Below are 24,045 nucleotides of genomic sequence, written 5' to 3' on the forward strand. Positions count from 1 at the left end.
ATAAGAAGGACGACCCGCGTGGCACTCTGGCTGGAACAGACATCCGACGATTTCGAAACGCAGTTCAAGGCGTTTCTATCGACCAAACGCGAGGTCTCGGAAGACGTCAATGCCGTGGTCAAGGCCATTATCGATGACGTGCGCGCCCGTGGTGATGCGGCACTGATCGACTATTCCTCGCGTTTCGATGGCGTGGATCTCTCCAAGGATGGTATCCGCATCTCGGAAGCCGAAGTGGATGCAGCGATCGCGCAAACGGATGCCGCCGTCATCGACGCGCTTAAGCTCGCGGCCGAGCGTATCGAAAAACACCATGCACGGCAGATGCCGAAGGACGATATCTACGAGGATGCGATCGGCGTCGGTCTCGGCTCCCGCTGGACGGCGATCGAGGCGGTCGGTCTCTACGTGCCGGGCGGCACCGCCAGCTATCCGAGTTCTGTGCTGATGAATGCCATGCCGGCCAAGGTCGCAGGCGTTCCGCGCCTCGTCATGGTCGTGCCGGCCGGCGGCGGCAAGATCAATCCCGCGGTTCTGGCTGCGGCGCGCATTGCTGGCGTTACCGAAATCTACCGCGTTGGCGGTGCACAGGCCGTTGCCGCCCTTGCCTATGGCACCGACACGATCGCGCCGGTCGCCAAGATCGTCGGCCCCGGCAATGCCTATGTAGCCGCCGCCAAGCGCCAGGTTTTCGGCACGGTTGGCATCGACATGATCGCTGGCCCCTCGGAAGTTCTGGTGATCGCCGACAAGGATAACGATCCGGACTGGATCGCCGCCGATCTTCTGGCCCAGGCCGAGCACGATGCCGGTGCGCAGTCGATCCTGATGACCGACGACGCCGATTTCGGCAAAGCGGTGGAAGCCGCCGTCGAACGGCAGCTGAAGACGCTGTCGCGCAGCGAGATCGCAACCGCCAGCTGGCGCGATTTCGGTGCGGTGATCCTGGTGGAGAATTTCGCAAGCGCGCTGCCGCTCGCCAACCGCATTGCCGCCGAACATCTGGAGCTTGCGGTTGCCGATCCGGATGCGCTGATGCCCGGCATCGTCAATGCAGGCGCGATCTTCATCGGTCGCCATACGCCGGAAGTGATCGGTGATTATGTCGGTGGATCGAACCACGTCCTGCCGACGGCGCGTTCGGCGCGGTTCTCGTCAGGCCTCGGTGTGCTCGATTTCGTCAAGCGCTCGTCGATCCTGCGTCTGGGCGCAGAACAGCTGCGGCAACTCGCCCCGGCGGCGATCACGCTGGCGAAATCCGAAGGGCTGGACGGGCATGCCCGTTCCGTATCCATTCGCCTCAACCCCGGAGAGTGACGGATGAGCCAGGGGGAGTTTCGTCTTTGCGATGTCGTTCTGGACGACTCGATCGGGCGTTCCACCCCCGATGTGGAGCATGAGCGCGCCGTCGCGATCTTCGATCTGGTCGAGGAAAACTCGTTCACACCGCTCGGCCATGCGGGCGGGCCGTACAAGCTGCGGCTCTCGCTGCTCAATGCGCGGCTGGTGCTGACGATCACGACGGAAGCGGATCAGGATGTCGCCACGCACATCCTGTCGCTGACGCCGTTCCGCCGGATCATCAAGGACTATTTCATGGTCTGCGAGAGCTATTACGAGGCGATCAAGACCGCCACGCCATCCCGGATCGAAGCGATCGACATGGGCCGCCGCGGCATTCACAACGAAGGTTCGCAAACCCTTATGGACCGGCTGGACGGCAAGATCGGCGTCGATTTCGATACAGCACGCCGGCTGTTCACGCTGGTCTGTGTTCTCTACTGGCGTGGCTGAGATGACCGCCGACGCACCGAACCGGAAACAGGAAATCGGCATTCCGACGGCGATCCTGTTCATGTGCGGGCAGAATTCAATCCGCTCGCCGATGGCCGAAGCCATTGCGAAAAGCCTGCTGCAACCCGATATATATATACAGTCGGCCGGTGTACGTTCCGGCGAGCCTGATCCCTTTGTCGATGTCGTGCTGGAAGAAGTGGGGCTTTCGCTCAACCACAAGCGTCCGCACAGGCCGCGCACACTGGAGGAGATCGAAGACGACTTCTTCGATCTGATCGTCACGCTTGCCCCGGAAGCGCATCACACGGCGCTGGAACTGACCCGTTCGCATGCCGTGGATGTGGTCTACTGGCCGACCATGGATCCGACGGTGGTGACGGGCACGCGCGAGCAGCGGCTGGATGCCTATCGCCAGGTGCGGGACCATCTTTGGAAGCTGATCGACAAACGAATGAAACCCATCAGGCGCGCGCCGCCGGCAAGCGGCTGAACGGCGAAATTGTGCATGTAAAAGAATAGCTATTAGGCGTGGTTCACAAACCGGACGCGATTGTGTAGTTTCCGCGCAAATTTCGAGGCGGCGGACGAAGATTCCTGCCTGCCCGACCTTAGACAGAAAGAAAACCGATAAAATGGCTAAAGAAGAAGTCCTTGAATTTCCGGGCGTTGTCACGGAACTGCTGCCGAATGCGACTTTCCGGGTGAAGCTCGAAAATGAGCATGAAATCATTGCCCATACGGCAGGTCGCATGCGCAAGAACCGTATCCGCGTTCTCGCCGGCGACAAGGTTCTGGTTGAAATGACCCCTTACGACCTGACCAAGGGCCGTATCACCTATCGCTTCAAGTAAGTTTTTCGGCGGGATAAGGCCTGAAATGGCGCTTGAGCAAAAGCTGATATTGGCATCGGGTTCGCCGCGCCGTCTGGATCTTCTCAACCAGATCGGCATCGAGCCTGCCCGGCTGATGCCGATGGATATCGACGAGACGCCGAAGCGTGCCGAGCATCCCCGCTCGCTCGCTCGTCGGCTGTCGAGCGAAAAGGCTGAGGCCGCCTATCGCGCCATCAAGGACGACCCAACCTGGCGGCACAGCTATATCCTGTCGGCCGATACGGTCGTTGCCGTCGGCCGCCGTATCCTCGAAAAGACCGAATATACGGAAGAAGCGTTTTCCGCGCTGCATCTTCTGTCGGGCCGCGGCCACTGGGTCTATACCGGCATCTGCCTGGTCACGCCCGGCGGACAGTTCCGCCAGAAAGTGGTCGAAACTAAAGTGCGCTTCAAGCGGCTTTCGACCCGCGAGATCGACAATTACATCGCATCGGGCCAATGGCGCGGCAAGGCAGGCGCCTATGCCATCCAGGGCATTGCCGGCGCATTCGTGCAGAAGCTTTCCGGCTCCTACACTAACGTTGTCGGGCTGCCGCTCTACGACGTGACGACGCTGCTTGCCGGCGAAGGGTTCGATGTGGCGCAGGGCTGGCCTGAAGCCTGATTTCGAGCTTTGCTGGCGCTGAACGCAATTCTGTCTCCGCCGCATACTGATTTCACGAGCCGGGGATTTGACGAAAAAGGAGTTGCTCCCATGACATCCGAACCGATCAAGACGGGCGGCAAGGTCGAGCCGCTCAGGAAAGCCCGGCCCTGCCCGGAATGCGGCAAGCCCTCCTCGCGCGAAGACTATCCCTTCTGCTCCGAACGCTGTCGCACGCTCGACCTGTCGCGCTGGCTGAAAGGCTCCTACGCCATTCCAGTGGCCGACGACGAGCGCAAGGCGGATGATGATCTGGAGGGTCGCGAATAATCGCTCGTAGTTAAGGCCAGGAACGTCTGCTGCATTGCTTGCCCTCAACGTCTACCTATGCCATCCGCGCCCCTGCCCCCCCGACAGCGGCGTCTGTTCTTCCTGAGCCTTTTCGCCTTCGATCGCCGACTGACTTCAGCACCTGCCGCTATCGCGTGATCCGCCTTTCCAAGACCGGCAGAAGCTTGCCCTGCGGACGACGAAACGCATCGCCGCCATTCGGACGCGATCACGACGCTTTGACGTCTTGTTTGCGTACCCATCCCCCAAAACCAGCGGCCACTTTCGGGAGATACACTCCCTGCAGACCGTGCCATCCCGGCAGGATTTGGCAATTATCCACAGCAGCAGCGGCCTCCGACCTCCACACGCCACCCTTTTCCGACTGATTCTGCAGGGAAATTCGGAATTTTCGCAAACCTGTCAAAAAAGTCGTTTGGGGTGCTGGACATGGCCGAACAAGATGTTATAACCCCGCTCGCTCCCGGGGATTACATGCTCCGGACGGTCCCAAACGACCGGCAGGCTTCACATAAGCCTAGGATGCCCGGATAGCTCAGTTGGTAGAGCAGCGGATTGAAAATCCGCGTGTCGGTGGTTCAAATCCGCCTCCGGGCACCATTTCTCTTCAGAAATCCATACAATCTGTTGAAACGGACGCCCTGTCGCCGCCAGGTACATGCAATCCCATAACCGTCGGCCTCACTGGCCTGTGAAAACTCATATTCAAGTCGAAAACGGATTGAGCGCAGATACCGCGCAAATGCAAGACTTCGCAAACCTCACGCAAACGCTCACTCAGCAAGCACCAATCAAACCATTGCAGCTACGCGTGACAGTGACTTTATCATCGATTTTCCTGAAAAAGACATCTCAGCCACTCAGACATCTATCACACACCGACCACACAAACTCGTCTCGAAGAAGGAGTTTGACTTGTAAAAATGGCAGACAAGGTGGATTCGAACCCACGGTACGCTTTCACGCACACACGCGTTCCAGGCGTGCGCCTTAAACCACTCGGCCACCTGTCCTTAAAAGTGTTCTGTGTCGCTGCGGACCCAAAACGTTGGAACGGCGCGATATATACCGATGAATTTTCCAGGATCAACCTCAATCTGAGAAAAAATTAGATGTCTCTCGATTTCGAGACGGGCCACAGAATAGGCCTACCCGCCACCTGATTTCGGCGCGAATTGCCGTCTTCCTGTTTGTTGACCCCATGTCCCGGCCCCGCTCACACCTTCGGTCGCCTTGCCACCACTTTCCTGATCGAACGAACCGAAGAGATCTATACGCCTCTGGCTTAACGCCTCGCGTCTAATACGCTAAGACGAAAAGACATCATGTCGACACGCGAGGCGCAAATGACCAATGACGATTCGAGCCAGATCACGGAACGCAAGCGCGGCTCCGGGGTCAAACTGGTCTATGATCTGTTGCGCGACGAGATTCTCGACCTGAAGCTTTCGCCCGGCAGCGCGATCGACGAGGTGCAGCTTGCGGCGCGTTTCGGCATGTCGCGCACGCCGATCCGCGAGGCTTTGGTGCGGCTTGCCGGCGAAGGGTTGATCGAGACCCTGCCGAACAGGTCGACCATGGTGTCGAATATCGATTTTCTCGGCATGCCCGCCTATTTCGATGCGCTCGTGCTGATGTACCGCGTCACCACCCGGCTGGCGGCTCAGCATCACAGGGCGGACGATCTTCTTCTCATTCGCGAGCGGCAGGCGGAGTTCAGCGCGGCGGTGGCGGCGCAGGATGCGCTGGCGATGATCGCCACCAATGCCGATTTTCATTCGGCCATCGCGGCTAGCGGCCGCAATGCCTATTACGCCAGCTTTTTCGACCGGCTGCTCGGCGAAGGACGACGCATGCTGCGCCTCTATTACCAGTCCTACGAGGATCGCCTGCCGCCGCGTTATGTCGATGAGCATGAGGAAATCATCGCCGCCGTCGAGGCGCGTAACGTTGCCGAGGCAGACCGTCTCGGCAAGGCGCATGGCGAGCAGATCGTTGAACAGATCGGCAGGCTCCTGACCCGCAACGACCGCCTCGATATTGATCTTTGACATCTTGTATTTTTTTTGTCGACAAAGAAAATGGAAGGAGTATTCTCTCTATCCAAGGGCTAGGGATCGTCTCCGCCGGCCGTTTTGATATCGAGGATTTGCAAGATGAAATCGAAGATTTTCTCCGGCGTCGTACCGGCACTGATGACCCCCTGCAAAAGCGACCGCACGCCGGATTTCGACGCGCTGGTTGCCAAGGGCAAGCAGCTGATCGAAGCAGGCATGTCGGCCGTCGTCTATTGCGGCTCGATGGGTGACTGGCCGCTTCTGACGGACGCGCAGCGCATGGAAGGCGTCGAGCGCCTGGTGAAGGCCGGCATTCCGGTCATCGTCGGCACCGGCGCGATCAACTCCGCTTCGGCCGTTGCCCTTGCCGCGCACGCTCAGAAGGTTGGCGCTCAAGGGTTGATGGTCATCCCGCGCGTCCTTTCGCGCGGTTCAGTCATTTCCGCCCAGAAGGCGCATTTCAAGGCGATCCTGTCGGCGGCTCCGGATCTTCCGGCGGTCATCTACAACAGCCCCTATTACGGTTTTGCCACCCGCGCCGACCTGTTCTTCGCGCTGCGCGCAGAACATCCGAACCTTGTCGGCTTCAAGGAATTCGGCGGTCAGGAAGACATGCGTTATGCGGCCGAAAACATCACCAGCCGTGACGACGACGTGACGTTGATGATCGGCGTCGATACTGCCGTCTACCACGGTTATGTCAATTGCGGCGCAACCGGCGCCATCACCGGCATCGGCAATGTTCTGCCGAAGGAAGTGCTGCATCTTTGCAATCTCGCCCAGGCTGCCGCCAAGGGCGATGCGGATGCGCGCGTGCGCGCCAAAGAGCTGGAAGAGGCGCTCGGCGTGCTCTCCTCCTTCGACGAAGGCCCGGATCTGGTGCTCTATTTCAAGCACATGATGGTGTTGAAGGGGAACAAGGAGTTCTCGCTCAACTTCATCGAGACCGACGTGCTTTCCGACAGCCAGCGCGGTTATGTCGAGGCACAGCTGAAACTCTTCGACAGCTGGTATGCCGACTGGAGCAAGCTGCCCGGCGCAGTTCAGACCTGCAAGGCCTGATATTCGAACACGCAAAGCCCTCCCACAAGGAGGGCTTTGTCACATAACAAGGGGAAGATGCGCGAAGCCGCAAACGGCCGCGTGAGGTTGGGACGATCAGGGAAATGGCAAGGTCGGATATAGTCGTCATCGGGGCGGGGGTCGTCGGCCTTTCCGTCGCCATCGCTGCGCAGATGCGCGGTTTCAACGTTACGGTCATCGACCGGGAGGGTCCGGCGGCGGGCGCTTCGGCGGGCAATGCAGGCGCTTTCGCCTTTACCGATATCCTCCCGCTTGCCTCCCCCGGCATCCTGAAAAAAGCGCCGAAATGGCTGCTCGATCCGCTTGGGCCGCTTTCCATTCCGCCCGCTTATGCACTCAACATCGCGCCCTGGATGTTCCGCTTCTGGCGCGCCTGTTCGGCCTCGCGCGTGGCGCATTCGACCAGCGCCCAGACGGCGCTGATGGATCTTTCCAAGGCCGAGCTCGAGCCCTTCCTGTCGGCCACCGACACGCTTTCCATGCTGCGCAAGGAAGGCAATCTGCAGGTCTATGAAAGCGATGCCGAATTCCGCACCTCGCTGCCCGGCTGGGAAGCGCGCGAAGAGCACGGTATCGAGTTCCAGCACATGGACGCCGCCGAGATGGCCGGTATCCAGCCGGGGATCGCGCCCCGCTTCATCCGCGGCACGTTCACGCCCGGCTGGTATTCGATCGCCGATCCGAAACTCTACACGCTGGTGCTTGCCGAGAATTTTCGCGCCCGCGGTGGCGTCGTCGAGATTGCCGAGGTCAAGGCTTTGCGCCCGGTTTCGGGTGGCGTCGAGATCGTGCTTGCCGGCGATGTTGCACGCTTGGCCGGCAAGGTCGTGCTTGCGGCCGGCGCATTCTCGCATCGCATTGCGCGCACACTTGGTGAAAACATACCGCTCGAGACCGAGCGGGGCTACAACACCACCCTCCCCTCAGATGCGCTCGACCTGCGCACGCAGGTCACATTCGGCGGCCATGGCTTTGTCGTCACCCGCCTGACCAGCGGCATCCGTGTCGGTGGCGCGGTGGAGCTCGGCGGGCTGTCATTGCCGCCGAACTACGCGCGCTCGGAAGCGATGCTGAAAAAGGCGAAGAGCTTTCTGCCGGGCCTGAAAACCGAAGGCGGCGTACAGTGGATGGGCTTTCGGCCGTCCATGCCGGACAGCCTGCCGGCAATCGGCCGGGCCAAGGCGACTGCGAACGTCGTCTACGCCTTCGGCCACGGCCATCTCGGCCTCACCCAATCGGCAGGCACGGCAAGGCTCGTGGCGGATCTCCTGCAGGATCAGTCACCCGCCATGGATCTTACAGCGTTTTCGCCCAGCCGTTTCGGCTAAAGCAATTCCAGCAAAAATGGGAACCGGTTTTGCGTCCGGAATTGCGGTAAAATGAAGAGATAGAGCGGTTTCGCGTTTCGAAGAAAAGCGGAAGTGCTCTAGGCTCGCAACACGCCGGTAATCAGCGTCACGGATACGACAGCCAGCCAGATGGAGGCCGCACGCTGGACCAGCAGCAACCGCCTGTTGCCGCCATCACCCGCCTGGGTCAGCCGGCCGAAGCCACCCCACAGCATGGCAACGACCATGACCATGATGCAGAAGGCGAAAAGGCGCGGCAGGAACTGACTGTCAGCGGGGGACGGTAAAAGCACGAGGCCGAAAATCAGGGCCTTGGGATTGAGCACGGTGGTGAGATAGACACGGCCAGCGGTCACGCCGCTGCCGTTTTGCGCATCGCCCGGCATGCGCCAGAGCCTGACTGCCAGGAACATGACCCACACAGCCGCAACCACTTTCAATGCGACAGAAGCGGAAGGAAAACGGGCGAGAAGTTCCGCGCCCAACCATGTCAGCGGCAGGATCGCCGTCAGGTAACCGGCAAGTTCCGCGGGCAGAAGCTTCGCCGAGGCGCCAAGGCCGCCGCGCGCGCCGGCAATGCCCATCAACGTATTCGTCGGCCCCGGCGCCAGCAGGAGCGCAAGAACAGCGGAGAGGAAGGCAAAATATGTCATGTGTAGATAGGATTCCCCAAGAGCTGCCCGGACGCTAGGGCGCGCGGAGGTGCGAAACATTGACCTGCGTCACCTTCGCAACCATATTTCTCAACAATATCGATGTTTTATAATAATTACGCCCACCAGAATAACCTTATACTTACCTTTCAACGGACATCATCGGAACATTCGATATCCAAGTCATTTAGAACCGGGAAATTTTGACGGATGGCAGTCGGGAGGGGACGACTTCAGCAGGAAATACTGGATATGCTTGCTCGCGGTTGCTCGGTAAGGGAGGCCGGCAATCATATCTGCAGCCATGCCGAACAGATGGCCGAAGGCGTGCTCTGCTCGCTGGTCACCGTCGATCGCAGCGGCCATCTGCATCCTTTGGCCGGCCCAACCATTTCGGAAGAGTATTCGGCAGCACTAGACGGTATCGCGATCGGGCCGGGTGTCGGCTCCTGCGGTACTGCCGCCTTTCTTGGTCAGCCGATCGCGGTCGAGAATATCTTCACCGATCCTTACTGGCTGCCGTATCGGGCGCTCGCGGACATTCTGGCAAGAGAACACGAGGTCATGGCCTGCTGGTCGAGCCCGATCTTGCAGAGCGACGGTCGTGTGCTCGGTGCCTTCGGTTTCTACTACAAGGAAAACCGGGGACCGACCGAAGAGGAGCGTATGATCGTTGCCGAATGCGTCGACCTCTGCTCGCTAGTGCTTGAACGCGAAGAGATGAAGGCGGAGAACCAGCGACTTGCTTATTTCGATATTCTCACAGGGCTGGGCAACCGCGCCAATTTCATCAGAACGGTCGAGGAGAGGGCGAAGAACAATCCCGATCCGTTCGGCATCCTCTTGATCGATATCGACCATCTCGGGCAGATCAACGATGCCTTCGGCCACACGACTGGCGACCGGCTGATCCTTGAGGCGGCGCATGCGATCACGCGGAATATCGGACCTGAGAAAAGTTTCAGAGTCGATGCCGACGAATTTGCGGTGCTGATCGACAATGATCCGTCGGATCTGGCCACGGTCTGCACAAGCATCCTGGAGGCGATGGCAGAGCGCAACCTGCAGGAAAACAGCCACACACTTCGCCTCTCGGCAAGCTGCGGCGGTGCCATCTGCGACCCATCGCATCCGTCCGGCGTTCCGTCCTATCTGCAGCATGCCAATCTCGCGCTTCATCATGCGAAACAGACTGCGCGCGGCAGTTTCGTTCTTTACAGCGACGAGCTTACCGGCGCGATGACGGAGCGTTTTCGTGTCCTTCAAACAGTGACCAACGCACTTATCGAAGAGCGTATAGAGCCGTATTACCAACCGATCGTCCGGCTAGACACCAAAGAGATCGTCGGGTTGGAAGCGCTTTGCCGCGTGCGCACGGCGGACGGACAGGTTCTTTCGGCCGGAATGTTTGCGGAAGCCTTGCAGGATGCGTCGCTGGGCCATCAGCTGACGAACCTCATGCTGAAGCAGGTTGCCCGCGACATGCGCTCATGGCGCGATCGGGATATTCCGCTTTCCTATGTCAGCGTGAATGTGTCGATGGCCGATTTCGATCAGGGAGATCTGCGGGCGCGGATCAGCCAGATCTTCTCACAGGAAAAGGTGCCGCCCGAACAGGTCGTCGTCGAAGTCACCGAAACGGTCTATATGGACGAACGCGACAGCAAGGTCGGCCAGACGATCGAAGGCATGCGGGCCGATGGACTGCTGGTGGCACTCGACGATTTCGGCACCGGTTATGCCTCGCTTACCCATCTCCTGAATTTCCCGGTCGATATCGTCAAGATCGACAAGAGCTTCGTCGATCGCATGTCGGGCGGTCCCGGCGAGGTGATCATCAGGGCGCTGCTCGGCATGGCGAGCGGACTGGGTGTTCGCATGGTGGCGGAAGGTGTCGAGACCACCGATCAGGCGCTTCGCCTGCAGCGTCTCGGTTGCGGTTTTGCACAGGGGTATCTGTTCGGTCGGCCTGCAGACCGCGACACGACAACCGAAATCCTTCGACGTCAGGCGCAGCAGCGATCGGCTTGAAGAACACAACAAAAAGCCGGAGCGGATATCACGCCCCGGCTTCGTTCAATGGATGTCAAAAGCTTATTTCGGGAAATCTGCAGAGAGGCTGACATCTTTCCAGCTCTCGATTTCGGCAAGGCGCTCCGCAAGTTTGCCGGTGATGCCGTTATAGGCAAGTTCACCGAGCACCAGATGGCGCGGTGGGTTTTGCGTTTCGGTCGCCTTGATCATCGCCTCGCCGGCACGAACCGGATCGCCCGGCTGCTTGCCGCTATAGCCTGCGGTCGTGGTCATGCGGCTACCGGCCGTCTCCTGATAGTCGGCGATCTTCACCGGTGTCTGCTTCAACGAACGGCCTGCCCAATCGGTACGGAAAGGCCCCGGCGCCACGCAGGTCACCTTGATGCCGATCGGAGCGCCTTCGGCGGCAAGCGCATCGGAAAAGCCCTCGACCGCATGTTTGGTGGCGGCGTAATAGCCCGATCCGGCAAAGCCTATGAAACCGGCCTGGGAGGTCAGGTTGAGGACATGTCCCTTGCGACGGGTGCGCATGCCGGGCAGGACGGCACGCGTCATGGCGAATAGTCCGAAGACATTGGCGTCGAACATGTCCCTGATTTCGGCTTCTTCACCTTCCTCGAGCGAGGCCTGATAGCCGTATCCTGCGTTGTTCACCAACACGTCGATGCGGCCGAATTTTTCTTCCGCAGCCTTTACCGCCGCCTCTATCTGGGCCTGATCCGTCACGTCGAGATCGACGGCAAGCGCATTGTCGTAACCGGCAACGAGATCCGCAAGACGGCTCTTGTCGCGCGCGGTGACGACGGTCGGCCAGCCGCGGTCGAGCGTCAGCTTGGCGAGTTCGCGGCCAAAGCCGGTCGAGCAGCCGGTGATGAACCAGACGGGAAAAGAAACGTCAGCCATTGGGAAATCTCCGATGAGAGCAATTCCAGCAAAAGTGGGCGCAGGTTCTGCATGCGGAATTGCGTTGAAACAGAAAGACCAAGCCGGATCATGAAGATGAGGCGGGAGGAACTTGGGACGCCGCTTCAACATAGGGATACGAAAAAGGACGGCAAGGGTTTCCTTGCCGTCCTTTCAAAGACTTCGTGATCTGGGCGACGATCAGTCGCTGACGCGTTCGACGATTGCGCCGCATCGGGTAAGCTTCTCTTCCAGACGCTCGAAACCGCGATCGAGGTGATAGACGCGGCTGACCATGGTGTCGCCTTCGGCAGCAAGGCCGGCGATGACGAGCGACACGGAGGCGCGCAGGTCGGTCGCCATGACCGGTGCGCCCTTCAGCTTGGAAACGCCTTCGATCCGCGCCATCTGGCCCGAGAGCGAGATCTTGGCGCCGAGGCGGGCTAGTTCCTGCACGTGCATGAAGCGGTTTTCGAAGATGGTTTCAGTCACATGCGAGACACCCGAGGAACGGGTCATCAGCGCCATGAACTGCGCCTGCAGGTCGGTCGGGAAGCCCGGGAAGGGTTCGGTGACGATATCGACCGGCTGGATGCCGTTACCGTTGCGTACGACGCGCAGGCCGCTTTCGGTCTCTGTGATTTCCGCACCGGCGAGCTTCAGCGTGTCGAGTGCGTTGTCGAGCAGCGAGGCGCGCGTGCCCGTCAGTGTCACGTCGCCGCCGGTCATAGCGACGGCCATGGCATAGGTGCCGGTCTCGATACGATCCGGCAGCACGCGGTGACGCGCGCCATGCAGGGAGGAGACGCCTTCGATGGTGATGGTCTTCGTGCCGGCGCCGGTGATCTTGGCGCCCATGGCGATCAGGCAATCCGCCAGATCGACGATTTCCGGCTCGCGCGCAGCATTGTCGATGACGGTCGTGCCCTTGGCGAGCGTTGCTGCCATCAGCAGCACATGGGTCGCACCGACGGACACCTTGGGGAAAGTGTATTGCGCGCCGACGAGACCGCCCTTGGGGGCCGATACGTTGACATAACCGCCGTCAATCTCGATCTCGGCGCCAAGCGCTGCAAGGCTTTCGAGGAAGAGGTCGACCGGGCGCGTGCCGATGGCGCAGCCGCCCGGCAGCGAAACACGGGCCTTGCCTTCACGCGCCAGAAGCGGGCCGATGACCCAGAAGGAGGCGCGCATCTTCGAGACCAGTTCGTAAGGAGCGGTGGTGTCGACAATCGTGCGGCAGGTGAACTGTATGGTGCGGGCATAGCTGTCGGTCTGGCCTTCGCGGCGACCGTTGACGGAAATATCGACGCCGTGGTTGCCGAGAATGCGCAGAAGCTGCTCGACGTCTGCCAGATGCGGCACGTTTTCAAGCGTCAGGGTGTCGCTGGTCAGAAGCGAGGCGATCATCAGCGGCAGGGCGGCGTTCTTGGCGCCGGAAATCGGAATGATGCCGTTCAGCTTGTTGCCGCCGGTAATGCGAATGCGATCCATGGTTGAAAAACTTTCCCTCTCACGCTCGGAAGGTCGCGTCCTTAGACGAAAACCCCTGGCGCTTCAATGTTCGTGAAATCTCGTAGTATCCCGTGGCCGACATAAATCAGGATGATTCGTCCGATTTTGCGGCAGACGGTGTGGATGCCGGAAGTCCCTGTGTATCGTCCGCTTCGCCGGCGCGACGGGCGCGGGCCTGTCCCTTGCGACGCATCAGGTTTTCGCGAAGTTTGGCAGCGGCCTTTGCCTTGCGGTCGGCCTCTCGCGCCGCCTGCGCCCTGCGGGCGCGATCACCGCGGCTTTCGCCCCTTGCAAGGGCATCATCATTTACGTCGTCATTTTCGGCCATGGATGTCCATAACCAAAAAGCCCGGAAAACAAAAGCGCACCCGGTGTTTTTATCACCGGGTGCGCAATGCTGGAACGGACTGCCTCACGCGAGCGAGAAGGGTTCCACCGGCGTGTCGCACCTCATCCGGTCCCGATCGACAGCGGCAAACGCATGGCGGGATGTCGTGGGGTCACGCAGCACCCGGGAGGCAAGCAGTGCGACATCGGCGCGGTGGATGAAACCGTGGACCCGAGGGTTGCGGGTCAGCAGCCCATTGCCCGTGGCGGCTTCGGAGACGAGACCGCCCGGACGCAGGATCGTCCAGTCGAGACCGCTCTCTTTCAAACTGTCTTCGGCAAACGTCTTGGCGTCGACGACCGCACCGAAGGCCGCGATCGCTCTTTCCGACCGATAGGGCGCCATGTCTCCGCAGCCCATGGAGGTGATGAAGACAAAGCGCCCTGCCCTGCCACTCGCAGCCGTCGCTTCGATGACGTTGATATTGCCTTCGTCATCGACAAGCCGGCCAGCCTCGCCTCGCCCGCTCAATGTCGACACGACGTCAAACGGGCCGGACAGGCGTAACAGCGCCTGCTCTATCTCTGGCCGCGACAGGGCATCGCCGCGCAGGATCTCGACGCCGATCTGCAGCAGATCCACGGCATCCGATTGATGCCTCAGCATCGCTGCCACCGGACGACCGGCGGCGCGCTCGAGCTTTGCCAGTTCAAGGCCGACGCCGCGGCTGGCGCCGAAAATCAGAAGCGGCCGCATGTCAGGCATTGCCTGCAGGCCTGGCGAATTGAATGGAAAGCCGTTCGAAGCGCTCGACCTGCACGGCCTTCAACTTGCGTTCCCTGTCGCGCCCGACATAGATCTTGAAGATGGTCTCGCCTTCGGCATTGAAGAACTGGATCGACCTGGTTTCCATGCCCATGAAGAGGCGGCGGACAAAGAAGATCGCGGCGCAGTTTTCCGGGCGCAGATGGCCGGAAAGGCCGCCCGGTCCGCCGTGCAGATTATACATGCCGTGGCCCATCTCTCCCTTGGGCACAGGGCCGGAAAACTCGATGATGGCGTCTTTCGAATGGCAGATGAACATGACGTCGCCCCAGTTGGCGATATCCGTCAGCACATCGATGAAATGGTGTCCGTCGATGCGGGTCACGCCTTCCGGCAGGCATTCGAGCACCGTCTGAAACGGGACGCCATATTGCGCCGAAAGCGCTTCCAGCACGCCGTCCGGCTTTTCGGCGATGGCCTGTTTGATCTTGATGATGGCTTCGGCTTGGTCGAGATCGGACATGTCCCTGCTCCGTTTCAATGAGTTCGTTCAGGCCGCATCCCGTGAAGGGCCCAGTTCAAGGGTTAAAATGTCGTGGAGGGCGGCAATCAGGTTCGAGTACCAGAAGCGGCCTGCGGTGGTGAGTTCGACGATACCGCCCGCAAACGACAGGAGGCCCGCCCCCTGCCACTGGGCGATAAGCGGCTCCAGTACCGGCGTCATGGCGCGACCGGAAGTCCGGTCCAGCTGGCCGAGATCGAGATGCCCGACCTCGAAACCTGCCGTCACCAGCGTGCGCAGGGCGGAAAGCTCGTCGGAAATCATCATCATGCCGAGCGATTTGCGGCCTGCCCTCATGTCGTCGCCATAAACCGCCAGATCTCCGCTCAGGCCGTAACCGACCGGACCGATGGAACCGCCGGCGCCGGAACCGAAGGCGATGCAATCGGCGCCCTGCTTGATCAACAGGTTATAGAGATTTCTCTCGCGCGTGGTGCGGGCCCAGTGGTTGTTACTGATCTGACGCCAGTTCCTGCGCCGGAAGAAATCGGCTCCGGTTCGGTAGAACGCGCCGATCTGGTTCAGGCTCGGCGTTGCCGGAAACTTTCCTGCCTCGATCGCCTTGAAGAGCGGCGTGGTCGGAATGAGATTCAATCCATAAAGATCAAGCCCATCGGGACCGATATCGACGGCCGTCTCCAGATCCCGCTGCCACACATCCAGCGTCTGCCCCGGCAGCCCGTAGATGAGGTCGATCACCACAGCGGCGCGATCCTGGTCGCGCAGATATTCGAGGAAGCGGACGGCCTCTTCGCGGCTGGAGCGACGTCCCTGCCGCTTCCTCACATCCGTATCGAAGGTCTGGACGCCGATCGAGAACCGGTTCGCCCCGGCCTCCAGGCAGGCATCGATCTTGTCCGGGGTGAAATGGATGATCCGGCCCTCAACGGTGATCTCGCAATCGGGCGCGAGCGGCAGCTCGGTGCGGACAGTCGTGATGATCCGCGACAGTTCCTCCGCGCTCAACGCCGTCGGGGTGCCGCCGCCGAGATAGACGGCGTGGATCGGGTTGTGGCGCAGGGCAGTGGTTTGCGCCTCACGCCTGATTTCCTCGATCACCAGTTCGGTATAATCCGCCCCTATCTGCGGCACGTAGGCATTGCGGTAAAAGCCGCAGAACAGGCAGTGGTTGGCGCAGAAAGGGACGTGGATATAGGCGAGCCGCTTGCCCGGTTTAGCCGGCTGAGACTGGAGCTCAAGCCAGACATCCTGCATCTCTTCCGGCGGCAGACGCCGCTTGCCGCGAAACGGCATCACCGCCCCCCGCCGGCTGAATGCCTCACTGAGCGGATCGAGCCCGGTTCCGGCCGCAAAATAGCGTGCCAAGTCCTCACTCGATGCCATGCCCAAACTTCTCCGCTGATTACCGATCGTCAATATGACGGCAATCTAGAGGCTGGAGACATGGGGCCACTTGCTGCAGATCAAGTGACTTGAGGATTTAACTCATGTTTTAGAATCGGGTGCGATGGCGCAGCAGATGCGAACCGCTCAAAACAGGCCGGGGCGCTGCCCGGTCGTATCGTTGTCGCCGATAGTTTCGACATCGGCGAGCCGGACGAATTCAACGCCGCGGGCCTTGAGCTTCAAAATAGCATTGGCGACACCCTGCCCTGCCGCATGGGTCGGCTGGTTGATGTGGGAGATGATGACATCCCCGTCCTTGGCTGCCGCAATGCGCTTCTCGGCGGCGCCTGCGCCAAGCAGCGAACCGTCATCGCCGTTCAGCGAATAACCGGCGACGCGATAGCCCATCTTGCGGATCTCATCGATCGAGCTCGCATCGTATTTCGCCGTCGCCCCCCGGAACCAGCGGGGCGCCGAAAAGCCCGCAGCAATCACCGCTTCCGCCCCCTTGCCGACTTCCCGCGATACGGCTTGTGGTGATCCGGCGGACGGGATGCCATAGACGGGCACGGCGACATCGATCGCCGGAATGTGGTTCTCGCCGTGGTTCTCGATCTCGAACAGGTCCGGATTGGCGAGAAAGACCGCAACTGTCTGCGGATTCTTTCTGAGCCAGCGGGCGGTGACGAAGATCGTGGACGGGATACGCTCGCTGATCAGCGTCGACAGGATGCGCTCATCGACGGCACCCATGCATGCGTCGAAGGTCAGAGCGACACGCGACTTGGCGCCGGCCTCACCCTTGGCAAGATGCAGGCGCGGCTCAACCAGTTTTACCTTTGGCAAAACGGCTGACGGCGATTGTGCGGCGGCCTTGGGGATATCCGAGGCATAGGCCGGCAAGGCGGCAATACCGCAGAAAAGAAGAACGAGACCGGCTGTCAAAGAGAGGCGCATGATATCCGTCGGATCAGATTGTTTGCGCTTCCCTTACTCCTCAAGCAATCGCTTATCCATAATCATTTCGGCATGACACCCCTGTCGTTGATCGCGCATCAGAAGCGCACGGCGGCCAGACGCTGGTGGAGCGAGCGGAGATCTTCCACCCGGCGACCGGCCAATTGCCCTTCCCAGGCGATCGCGGTCTCGACGATCAGGTCGAGATCGTCATGGCGCGGCTGCCATTCGAGAAGCCTGCGGGCGAGCGTCGAATTGGCGACGACGCTTGCGGCATCGCCCGGTCGGCGCGGACCGTAATGAACCTCGAAGGACTGGCCGCTGACACGCTTGACCGCGTTCAGCACTTCCAGAACCGAATACCCCCGGCCGTAACCGCAATTGGCAATCAGCGGCTCGCCACCGCGGCGCAGATAGCTCAGGGCCTTCAGATGCGCCTCGACGAGATCGGTGACGTGAATATAGTCGCGCACGCCGGTGCCATCGGGTGTGGGATAGTCGGTGCCGTAGATATCGACGCCAGGCCGCTCGCCAAGGGCTGCTTCACAGGCGAGCTTGATCAGATGCGTTGCACCGACGGTGGAAAGACCGGTGCGACCGAGCGGATCCGCACCGGCGACGTTGAAATAGCGCAGGGCGACGAAGCGGAAATCATAAGCCGCAGCGGCATCGCGCAGCATCAGTTCCGACATCAGCTTGGACTGGCCATAGGGGTTTTTCGGCAACGTCATCGCGCTTTCCAGAACCGGCGTGTCGTCCTTCTGGTCGCCATAGACGGCAGCGGTGGAGGAAAAGACGAAATGCCTGATGCCGGCCTCGATCGCGGCAGCGGCGAGAAGCCGGGTCTTGCTGGTATTGTTTTCATAATAATCGAGCGGATGGGCGACGGACTGCGGCACGACGATCGAGCCGGCGAAATGCATGATCGCCTCGATCTGGTTTTCCGCGAAGACCTGGGCTAGCAGGGCCTGATCGCCGACATCGCCGAGATAAAAGCGCGCCGCATCCGGAACCGCCCAGCGGAAGCCGGTCGAAAGCCGGTCAAGCACGACAACGTCTTCCCCGGCATCCAGCAACGCCCAGGCCATATGGCTGCCTATATACCCCGCACCGCCTGTTACCAGCACTGCCATGAACAACTTCCCTGCCTTTTGTTTTTTGCAGGAAAGCATTGCGGCGCTTGATCACCGGTTACTTATGAAGGGGTGACCCAACTATATCCGATGACGTGGATAAGGGAGGTTTTCGGGGATATTTCGAATTTTATCGAATAGCCCCGGCAACTGTCTCAGAGCGCCTTGATATAACCCGCGAGCCGGTCGGCGGCCTCTTCGACATGCTTGGGATTGCGCAGGAAGCAGGCGCGGAGAAAATTCTCGCCGCCCTTGCCGAAGGCCGATCCCGGTGCGAGTGCCACGCCGATCTTGTCGAGGATATCGAGTGCCGCCGCGCGGCTGTCAGTGATGCCATCCACTTTCAGGAACGCATAAATCGCCCCTTCGGGCTTCAGCGTCTGGACACGGTTGGTGGCGATCAGCCTGTCGCAGAGAATGTCGCGAGAAACGCGGGCGCGCTCGATATTTTCCTCAACGAAAGCATCCCCTTCATTCAGCGCCACGACGGCGCCACGCTGCATGAACTGGGCGACACCGGAATTCGAATACTGGATGAGGTTCTCGATGACCTGCCCCAATTCCGGCGGGGCGACCAGCCAACCGACGCGCCAGCCGGTCATCGACCAGTTCTTCGAGAACGAGTTCGCATAGATGATGCGGTCGTTCGGCTCCGCGATATCGAGGAAGGACGGAGCCCTCACCGCGCCGCCGTAATAATAGCGGGAATAGATTTCGTCGGCGATGATCCACAGGCCGTGTTTACGCGCAAGCCCGAGGATGCTGGCCAAGTCTTTCTTCGTCGCGGTCCAGCCGGTCGGGTTGGACGGCGTGTTGACGAACAGGCCCTTGGTCTTCGGCGTGATCATTGCTTCGAGCCTATTCAGGTCGAGCGACCATTTACCACCGGTGAACTCAAGCGGCAGGCCGGTAGCGACAGCGCCGGAAAGCTCGATTGCGGAAACGATGTTCGGCCAGGTGGGCGACAGATAGATCATCTCGTCGCCCGGTCCGCAGATCGCCTGCACGGCCATCATGATGGCATGCATGCCGGAACCGGTGACGTAAAAATGCTCGGGCGGCAGCGAAACCGCGAAATGGCGAGTGTAATAATCGGCAAGCGCCTGTCGCAGCTCGGGAATGCCGCGCTGCCAGGTATAGAAGGTCTCACCACCCAGAAGCGCGTCGGATGCTGCGCGGTTGATGAAATCCGGGCTTGGCAGATCGCCCTCACCCGCCCAAAGCGGGATCAGATCGTCACGGCCGCCGATGCGGGCATGGGTAATGATCTCGACAATGCCGCTTTCAGGAGCAGCAAGAGCGCGGGAACTGAGGGAGCCAAGCAGAGACATGCGGATTTCCTGTTTTTCGTGTGCCTTTCATAGCGCAGAAAAGTCCGGAAATCCCATGAGTTTCCTTGAGCCTGCAATTCATTGTTCTGATGAGTTGCAGGCTCAAGGCGTCTCGTTACTTCGTCTTCAAGATATCGCGGATTTCCGAAAGAAGCTGGATATCGGCCGGCGGCGGTGCAGGCTTTTCATCGACCGGCTTCTTTTCTTCCATGGCGCGCAGCTTGTTCACACCCTTGACCATCAGGAAGATGATGAAGGCGAGAATGACGAAATTGATCATAACAGTGATGAAGCTGCCATAAGCGAAGACAGCGCCCTGCTTGCGCGCCTCTTCCAGCGACGGAGCCGTGACGGCGCTCGACAGCGCGATGAAGTAATTGGAGAAATCGAAACCGCCGCCGGTGATCGCGCCGACGACCGGCATGACGATATCATTGACAAGCGATGTAACGATGCCGGTAAAGGCGCCGCCAATGATGATACCGACTGCCAAATCGATAACATTGCCCTTTGCAATAAATGAACGAAACTCGCTGACTACAGACATGACTTGACCCCTCTCTCGGTTGCCGTCGTGCTTAACATAGCGTTTCATCAGATACTGAAAAGATGCAAAAAGCCAAGGGTTTAAACCTGACAGATCCTCAGAGAAGCTTCGACCGCATTGAACTTTTTGACGAGGCTTCGCCGATTTCCAACGCTTCGTCTTTCGCTTAATCTCATCTCCTGTCCGCACGTGCCTGCGGGGGAGGAAACATGCTTCAAGGCTGGGTCATTCTTGTCTCGGCATTCGCCTATATTCTGCTGCTTTTTGCGGTGGCGAGTTACGGCGACAGAAAGAGCCGGCTTTCGGGTGTTCCCAAAGGCGGGCGACCGCTGGTCTATGCCTTGAGCCTTGCTGTTTACTGCACCTCCTGGACCTATTTCGGCGGTGTCGGCCTTGCTTCCCAGCGCGGGCTGGAATTCGCCGCGATCTATATCGGGCCGATCCTGGCGTTCACGCTCGGCATGCCGATCATTCGCCGCATCGTCGAACTGGCCAAGGCGGAAAAACTCACCTCGATCGCCGATTTCATTGCCGCCCGTTACGGCAAGAACGCCACGGTAGCAGCGATCGTCGCCGTGCTCGCGCTGGTCGGCACTGTGCCCTATATCGCGCTGCAGCTGAAAGCAGTGTCCAGCTCCGTCGCGGTGATGGTCAATCCATCCGATTTCGGCATCGGCAGCGGCAACCTGCATTTCATCGATCTCGCGCTGATCGTTACCCTGCTGATGGCCTGTTTCGCCGTCGTCTTCGGCACTCGCCATACGGATGCGACAGAACATCAGGACGGGCTGATCCTGGCTGTCGCCATGGAGTCCCTCGTGAAGCTGGTCGCCTTCGCGACAGTCGGGATCGCCGTCGTGTTCTTCATGTTCGACGGATGGTCGGATCTTGCGGCCAGGGCATCAGAAAGCCTGCTGGTTGCATCCGCTGCATCCTATGAAACGCCGGTCAGCCGATGGGTGCTGGTCATTCTTTTGTCGGCGTTCGCAATCGTCATACTGCCGCGGCAGTTCCATGTCACGGTGGTGGAGAACCGAACACCGCGGGAACGCCGTGCCGCCGCTTTCCTGCTGCCGGTCTATCTCATCGCCATCAATATCTTCGTGATCCCGGTGGCGGCAGCCGGGCTGATCACGTTCGGCGGCATGGGCGATGCCGACCTGTATGTTCTGACGCTGCCGCTCGAAGCCGGGCTTCCCTTCGTCACGCTGATGACCTTCATCGGCGGTTTTTCGGCAGCAACGGCAATGGTGATCGTGGAATCGGTGGCGCTGTCGATCATGATATCCAACGATATCGTGCTGCCGCTTTTCCTGCGTCGCAAGCTCGCCTCGCATGCCGGCGCAAGCCAGGACCTCACCCGCACGCTTCTCAATATCCGCCGTGCGGCGATCTTTGCCGTGATGCTGCTCGGCTACGGTTATTACCGGATGGCCGACAGCCAGTCGGGGCTGGCGTCGATCGGCCTGCTCGCGTTTGCCGCCATTGCGCAGATCGCCCCTGCCCTTCTCGGCGGGCTGATCTGGCGGCGGGCCAATGCGCGCGGCGCCATTTTAGGCCTTTCCTTCGGCTTCCTGTCCTGGGCCTATCTCCTGTTCTTGCCGAGCCTTGGCGGACCGGACAACTCCCATATCGCGGCGGCCGTGCTGAATTTCATCTTTCCCGGCGCTGCGATCTTTTCCGGGCGGGAGATCGATCCTTTCGTCACGACGACGATATTCAGCCTCGCGCTCAACACGATTGCATTCGTGCTCGGTTCGCTGTCGCGAAATCCACGCCCGGTGGAGCGATTGCAGGCGGGGATTTTCGTCAAGCGCCAGCCGCGGTCACAATTTGCCACGCGCGGCTGGAAGACCCGCATCAGCGTAGGTGACCTAAAGACCGTGATCGCCCGCTATCTTGGCGAGGAGCGGATGCTGCGCTCCTTTTCCAATTACGAGAAGACTGCCGGGCGCCGTTTCCGCGACGACCAGCAGGCAGATATGGCGATGATCCATTTTTCCGAACAGTTACTTGGAAGCGCAATCGGCTCGTCTTCGGCGCGGCTTGTGCTTTCTCTTCTGCTGCAGAAGGTGGAGGACACCAATTCCGACACGGCCTGGCTGCTCGATCAGGCAAGCGAAGCGCTGCAATATAACCAGGACATGATGCAGACGGCGCTTTCCCACATGGACCAGGGGATTGCCGTGTTCGACAGTTCCGACCGGCTGACGGTGTGGAACCGGCGGTTCCGCCAGTTGCTGGATCTTCCCGAACAGGCTGGACAGGTAGGCTTCGAGCTTTCCGATATCGTCGCGCTTTTGGCCGAACGCGGCGATGTGAGCGAGAAGGACAAGCAGGCTATTACCAGCCAGTTCAAGGATCTCGGAACGACCTTCTCGCTGATGGTGCATGGCGGTGAGCGGATCATCGAAGTGCGCAGCAATCCCATGCCGGATGCGGGTTTCGTTGCAACCTTTACCGACATTACCGCGCGTGTTGCTGCGGATCAGGCGCTGAAACAGGCAAACGAGACGCTGGAGCAGCGGGTCGGGGAGCGAACTGCGGAGCTTACCCGCGTCAACCGCGCACTCGGCGAGGCTCGGGCTTCGGCCGACGAGGCGAATGTCAGCAAGACCCGCTTCTTTGCCGCCGCCGGTCATGACATTCTGCAGCCGCTCAATGCCGCCCGGCTTTATTCCTCGACGCTGGTCGAACGACTGGCTGGCGCGGACAAGAATGCGGCAATCGCCCGCAATATCGACAGTTCGCTGGAATCGGTCGAAACAATCCTTGGCGCCGTACTGGACATTTCGCGGCTCGACACCGGCACGATGAAGCCCCGTTTCAGCTCGATAGAGCTGGACGATCTGTTCAAGCGGATCGACACGGACTTTTCGCCGATGGCGCGGGAGAAGGATCTCAAATTCGTCGTCATGCCGACCTCGCTGAAAGTGGTTTCCGACGCCAACCTGCTGCGGCGACTGGTGCAGAACCTCGTTTCCAACGCGATCAAGTACACGGTCTCGGGCAAGGTAATCGTCGGCGCGCGTCGGCGTGGCGACAAGGTAATCATCGAGGTGCTGGATTCAGGCATCGGCATTCCGTCATCAAAATTCCGCACCGTGTTCAAGGAATTCGCCCGGCTGGAGGATGGCGCGCGGACTGCAAGCGGATTGGGGCTGGGGCTTTCCATCGTCGACCGGCTGTCGCGGATGCTGAGCCATCCGGTACAGCTTGCCTCGCAGCCCGGCCGCGGCACGAGCTTCCGCGTCGAGATCCCGCGAGACCTTGCTGCGCCGAACGCTGCTTCGGCCAGAGTTCGACGCGAGCGTGCAAAACCCGCCAATGTGTTGAATGGATTGCGGGTGCTCTGCGTCGACAACGAACCGCAGATCCTCGAAGGCATGAGCCTTCTGATCACCGGCTGGGGCTGCACGGTCGGCCAGGCCCGCTCGCTTGCCGAGATCGATACGATCATCAAGGGCCGCGAACCGCCGCCGGATGTCATCATCGCCGACTACCATCTCGACGACGGTTATGGGATCGAGGCAATCCTTGCGCTGAGGTCCCATTATCAGACCGCAATACCGGCGATGCTGATCACGGCCGACCGGACACCGGAGGTTCGGGCAGAGGCCGAGCGGCATGGCATTGCCGTGCAGCACAAGCCAGTAAAGCCTGCGGCAATCCGCGCTTATCTGACGCAAAGCGCCGGTTTGCGCCGGGTCGCCGCCGAATAGTTTTCCACATCCACTGACAAATGCCGTTCATGTGACAGTCATCACGGACTGTTTACGGTTGAAATGTCTGAACGTCGGCTAATACCGATTCTTGCCGGAACTCTCCGGCTTCTCGCGACGTTTAGGCGCGTGACT

Annotated in this window: 22 protein-coding genes and 2 tRNA genes; 12 read left to right on the forward strand and 12 right to left on the reverse strand. The window is 60.2% G+C overall.

The genetic code is table 11. The features are described 5' to 3' along the window. Positions 1 to 18 precede the first annotated feature (18 nt). From hisD to ACI3K0_RS10425, 7 genes are all read left to right on the forward strand, one after another. The gene (hisD, locus tag ACI3K0_RS10395) at positions 19 to 1,317 is read left to right on the forward strand and encodes a histidinol dehydrogenase (RefSeq protein ID WP_404945305.1); all 1,299 of its coding nucleotides are present in this window, start codon (positions 19 to 21) and stop codon (positions 1,315 to 1,317) included. Between the two features lie 3 nt (positions 1,318 to 1,320). Next, a complete protein-coding gene (locus tag ACI3K0_RS10400; protein WP_404945306.1) occupies positions 1,321 to 1,794 on the forward strand; it encodes a UPF0262 family protein in 474 nt (157 codons plus the stop codon). A 1-nt stretch (position 1,795) separates the two neighbouring features. Further along, entirely contained in the window at positions 1,796 to 2,287 is a 492-nt protein-coding gene (locus ACI3K0_RS10405; RefSeq protein ID WP_246435966.1) for a low molecular weight phosphatase family protein, read from the forward strand. A 142-nt stretch (positions 2,288 to 2,429) separates the two neighbouring features. Continuing rightward, positions 2,430 to 2,648, forward strand: coding sequence for a translation initiation factor IF-1 (gene infA / locus ACI3K0_RS10410; RefSeq protein WP_004435948.1), 219 nt, complete (start codon positions 2,430 to 2,432; stop codon positions 2,646 to 2,648). 25 nt (positions 2,649 to 2,673) lie between these two features. Continuing rightward, positions 2,674 to 3,294, forward strand: coding sequence for a Maf-like protein (locus ACI3K0_RS10415; protein ID WP_220327268.1), 621 nt, complete (start codon positions 2,674 to 2,676; stop codon positions 3,292 to 3,294). A 90-nt stretch (positions 3,295 to 3,384) separates the two neighbouring features. Beyond that, positions 3,385 to 3,603 (forward strand): DNA gyrase inhibitor YacG, encoded by a 219-nt coding sequence (gene yacG / locus ACI3K0_RS10420; protein ID WP_183823354.1) that lies wholly within the window; start codon positions 3,385 to 3,387, stop codon positions 3,601 to 3,603. A gap of 545 nt (positions 3,604 to 4,148) precedes the next feature. Next, positions 4,149 to 4,224 (forward strand) — tRNA-Phe (locus tag ACI3K0_RS10425). Between the two features lie 324 nt (positions 4,225 to 4,548). Here ACI3K0_RS10425 and ACI3K0_RS10430 read toward each other — a convergent pair. Next, positions 4,549 to 4,637: transfer RNA gene (locus tag ACI3K0_RS10430), tRNA-Ser, on the reverse strand. A gap of 333 nt (positions 4,638 to 4,970) precedes the next feature. Here ACI3K0_RS10430 and ACI3K0_RS10435 point away from each other — a divergent pair. The 3 genes from ACI3K0_RS10435 (at position 4,971) to ACI3K0_RS10445 (ending at position 8,092) form a co-directional block, all read left to right on the forward strand. Then, positions 4,971 to 5,675 carry a GntR family transcriptional regulator gene (locus tag ACI3K0_RS10435; RefSeq protein WP_183824106.1) on the forward strand — a complete coding sequence of 235 codons (705 nt, stop codon included), beginning with the start codon at positions 4,971 to 4,973 and terminating at the stop codon, positions 5,673 to 5,675. Between the two features lie 105 nt (positions 5,676 to 5,780). Beyond that, positions 5,781 to 6,743, forward strand: a complete 963-nt coding sequence (locus tag ACI3K0_RS10440; protein ID WP_183823374.1) for a dihydrodipicolinate synthase family protein — start codon at positions 5,781 to 5,783, stop codon at positions 6,741 to 6,743. 95 nt (positions 6,744 to 6,838) lie between these two features. Further along, positions 6,839 to 8,092, forward strand: coding sequence for an NAD(P)/FAD-dependent oxidoreductase (locus ACI3K0_RS10445; protein ID WP_404945375.1), 1,254 nt, complete (start codon positions 6,839 to 6,841; stop codon positions 8,090 to 8,092). A 98-nt stretch (positions 8,093 to 8,190) separates the two neighbouring features. Here the strand turns inward: ACI3K0_RS10445 and ACI3K0_RS10450 are convergent, their stop codons facing one another. Beyond that, the gene (locus tag ACI3K0_RS10450) at positions 8,191 to 8,766 is read right to left on the reverse strand and encodes a hypothetical protein (RefSeq protein ID WP_183823378.1); all 576 of its coding nucleotides are present in this window, start codon (positions 8,764 to 8,766) and stop codon (positions 8,191 to 8,193) included. A 252-nt stretch (positions 8,767 to 9,018) separates the two neighbouring features. Here ACI3K0_RS10450 and ACI3K0_RS10455 point away from each other — a divergent pair, with 252 nt between their 5' ends. Then, the gene (locus tag ACI3K0_RS10455; protein WP_183823380.1) at positions 9,019 to 10,797 is read left to right on the forward strand and encodes a bifunctional diguanylate cyclase/phosphodiesterase; all 1,779 of its coding nucleotides are present in this window, start codon (positions 9,019 to 9,021) and stop codon (positions 10,795 to 10,797) included. Between the two features lie 63 nt (positions 10,798 to 10,860). On the opposite strand, the gene ACI3K0_RS10460 is transcribed toward ACI3K0_RS10455, so the two are convergent. The 10 genes from ACI3K0_RS10460 to mscL form a co-directional block, all read right to left on the reverse strand. Continuing rightward, entirely contained in the window at positions 10,861 to 11,703 is an 843-nt protein-coding gene (locus tag ACI3K0_RS10460; RefSeq protein ID WP_183823383.1) for an oxidoreductase, read from the reverse strand. Between the two features lie 201 nt (positions 11,704 to 11,904). Then, positions 11,905 to 13,197, reverse strand: coding sequence for a UDP-N-acetylglucosamine 1-carboxyvinyltransferase (gene murA, locus ACI3K0_RS10465; RefSeq protein ID WP_148144432.1), 1,293 nt, complete (start codon positions 13,195 to 13,197; stop codon positions 11,905 to 11,907). A gap of 106 nt (positions 13,198 to 13,303) precedes the next feature. Then, on the reverse strand, positions 13,304 to 13,546 hold the full coding sequence (locus ACI3K0_RS10470; protein WP_404945307.1) for a hypothetical protein: 243 nt from the start codon (positions 13,544 to 13,546) through the stop codon (positions 13,304 to 13,306). Positions 13,547 to 13,630: 84 nt separating this feature from the next. Beyond that, positions 13,631 to 14,302: an SDR family oxidoreductase gene (locus ACI3K0_RS10475; RefSeq protein ID WP_183823387.1), complete on the reverse strand. Its 672-nt coding sequence runs from the start codon at positions 14,300 to 14,302 to the stop codon at positions 13,631 to 13,633. Between the two features lies 1 nt (position 14,303). Further along, on the reverse strand, positions 14,304 to 14,834 hold the full coding sequence (hutX, locus tag ACI3K0_RS10480) for a heme utilization cystosolic carrier protein HutX (RefSeq protein ID WP_183823389.1): 531 nt from the start codon (positions 14,832 to 14,834) through the stop codon (positions 14,304 to 14,306). 27 nt (positions 14,835 to 14,861) lie between these two features. Beyond that, positions 14,862 to 16,217: a heme anaerobic degradation radical SAM methyltransferase ChuW/HutW gene (gene hutW, locus ACI3K0_RS10485; protein WP_183823391.1), complete on the reverse strand. Its 1,356-nt coding sequence runs from the start codon at positions 16,215 to 16,217 to the stop codon at positions 14,862 to 14,864. A gap of 147 nt (positions 16,218 to 16,364) precedes the next feature. Next, on the reverse strand, positions 16,365 to 17,177 hold the full coding sequence (locus ACI3K0_RS10490) for a polysaccharide deacetylase family protein (protein WP_183823393.1): 813 nt from the start codon (positions 17,175 to 17,177) through the stop codon (positions 16,365 to 16,367). Positions 17,178 to 17,275: 98 nt separating this feature from the next. Continuing rightward, a complete protein-coding gene (gene galE, locus ACI3K0_RS10495) occupies positions 17,276 to 18,310 on the reverse strand; it encodes a UDP-glucose 4-epimerase GalE (RefSeq protein ID WP_183823395.1) in 1,035 nt (344 codons plus the stop codon). A gap of 155 nt (positions 18,311 to 18,465) precedes the next feature. Then, a complete protein-coding gene (locus tag ACI3K0_RS10500; protein WP_404945308.1) occupies positions 18,466 to 19,641 on the reverse strand; it encodes a pyridoxal phosphate-dependent aminotransferase in 1,176 nt (391 codons plus the stop codon). 115 nt (positions 19,642 to 19,756) lie between these two features. Beyond that, on the reverse strand, positions 19,757 to 20,188 hold the full coding sequence (gene mscL, locus ACI3K0_RS10505) for a large conductance mechanosensitive channel protein MscL (protein WP_148144440.1): 432 nt from the start codon (positions 20,186 to 20,188) through the stop codon (positions 19,757 to 19,759). A 209-nt stretch (positions 20,189 to 20,397) separates the two neighbouring features. Between mscL and ACI3K0_RS10510 the strand changes: the two genes are divergently transcribed. Beyond that, positions 20,398 to 23,910 carry a PAS-domain containing protein gene (locus ACI3K0_RS10510; protein ID WP_404945309.1) on the forward strand — a complete coding sequence of 1,171 codons (3,513 nt, stop codon included), beginning with the start codon at positions 20,398 to 20,400 and terminating at the stop codon, positions 23,908 to 23,910. Positions 23,911 to 24,045 lie beyond the last annotated feature (135 nt).

This window comes from Rhizobium sp. ZW T2_16, assembly GCF_044987325.1.
In the GTDB taxonomy this organism is placed as follows: domain Bacteria; phylum Pseudomonadota; class Alphaproteobacteria; order Rhizobiales; family Rhizobiaceae; genus Neorhizobium; species Neorhizobium cellulosilyticum.

What these genes read in the sequence shown, in the direction of transcription:
- ACI3K0_RS10400 (WP_404945306.1), top strand. Translation starts at nt 1,321, where the DNA reads ATGAGCCAGGGGGAGTTTCGTCTTTGCGATGTCGTTCTGGACGACTCG.
- ACI3K0_RS10405 (WP_246435966.1), top strand. Translation starts at nt 1,796, where the DNA reads ATGACCGCCGACGCACCGAACCGGAAACAGGAAATCGGCATTCCGACG.
- infA (WP_004435948.1), top strand. Translation starts at nt 2,430, where the DNA reads ATGGCTAAAGAAGAAGTCCTTGAATTTCCGGGCGTTGTCACGGAACTG.
- ACI3K0_RS10415 (WP_220327268.1), top strand. Translation starts at nt 2,674, where the DNA reads ATGGCGCTTGAGCAAAAGCTGATATTGGCATCGGGTTCGCCGCGCCGT.
- yacG (WP_183823354.1), top strand. Translation starts at nt 3,385, where the DNA reads ATGACATCCGAACCGATCAAGACGGGCGGCAAGGTCGAGCCGCTCAGG.
- ACI3K0_RS10435 (WP_183824106.1), top strand. Translation starts at nt 4,971, where the DNA reads ATGACCAATGACGATTCGAGCCAGATCACGGAACGCAAGCGCGGCTCC.
- ACI3K0_RS10440 (WP_183823374.1), top strand. Translation starts at nt 5,781, where the DNA reads ATGAAATCGAAGATTTTCTCCGGCGTCGTACCGGCACTGATGACCCCC.
- ACI3K0_RS10450 (WP_183823378.1), bottom strand. Translation starts at nt 8,766, where the DNA reads ATGACATATTTTGCCTTCCTCTCCGCTGTTCTTGCGCTCCTGCTGGCG.
- ACI3K0_RS10455 (WP_183823380.1), top strand. Translation starts at nt 9,019, where the DNA reads ATGCTTGCTCGCGGTTGCTCGGTAAGGGAGGCCGGCAATCATATCTGC.
- ACI3K0_RS10460 (WP_183823383.1), bottom strand. Translation starts at nt 11,703, where the DNA reads ATGGCTGACGTTTCTTTTCCCGTCTGGTTCATCACCGGCTGCTCGACC.
- murA (WP_148144432.1), bottom strand. Translation starts at nt 13,197, where the DNA reads ATGGATCGCATTCGCATTACCGGCGGCAACAAGCTGAACGGCATCATT.
- ACI3K0_RS10470 (WP_404945307.1), bottom strand. Translation starts at nt 13,546, where the DNA reads ATGGCCGAAAATGACGACGTAAATGATGATGCCCTTGCAAGGGGCGAA.
- ACI3K0_RS10475 (WP_183823387.1), bottom strand. Translation starts at nt 14,302, where the DNA reads ATGCGGCCGCTTCTGATTTTCGGCGCCAGCCGCGGCGTCGGCCTTGAA.
- hutX (WP_183823389.1), bottom strand. Translation starts at nt 14,834, where the DNA reads ATGTCCGATCTCGACCAAGCCGAAGCCATCATCAAGATCAAACAGGCC.
- hutW (WP_183823391.1), bottom strand. Translation starts at nt 16,217, where the DNA reads ATGGCATCGAGTGAGGACTTGGCACGCTATTTTGCGGCCGGAACCGGG.
- ACI3K0_RS10490 (WP_183823393.1), bottom strand. Translation starts at nt 17,177, where the DNA reads ATGCGCCTCTCTTTGACAGCCGGTCTCGTTCTTCTTTTCTGCGGTATT.
- galE (WP_183823395.1), bottom strand. Translation starts at nt 18,310, where the DNA reads ATGGCAGTGCTGGTAACAGGCGGTGCGGGGTATATAGGCAGCCATATG.
- ACI3K0_RS10500 (WP_404945308.1), bottom strand. Translation starts at nt 19,641, where the DNA reads ATGTCTCTGCTTGGCTCCCTCAGTTCCCGCGCTCTTGCTGCTCCTGAA.
- mscL (WP_148144440.1), bottom strand. Translation starts at nt 20,188, where the DNA reads ATGTCTGTAGTCAGCGAGTTTCGTTCATTTATTGCAAAGGGCAATGTT.
- ACI3K0_RS10510 (WP_404945309.1), top strand. Translation starts at nt 20,398, where the DNA reads ATGCTTCAAGGCTGGGTCATTCTTGTCTCGGCATTCGCCTATATTCTG.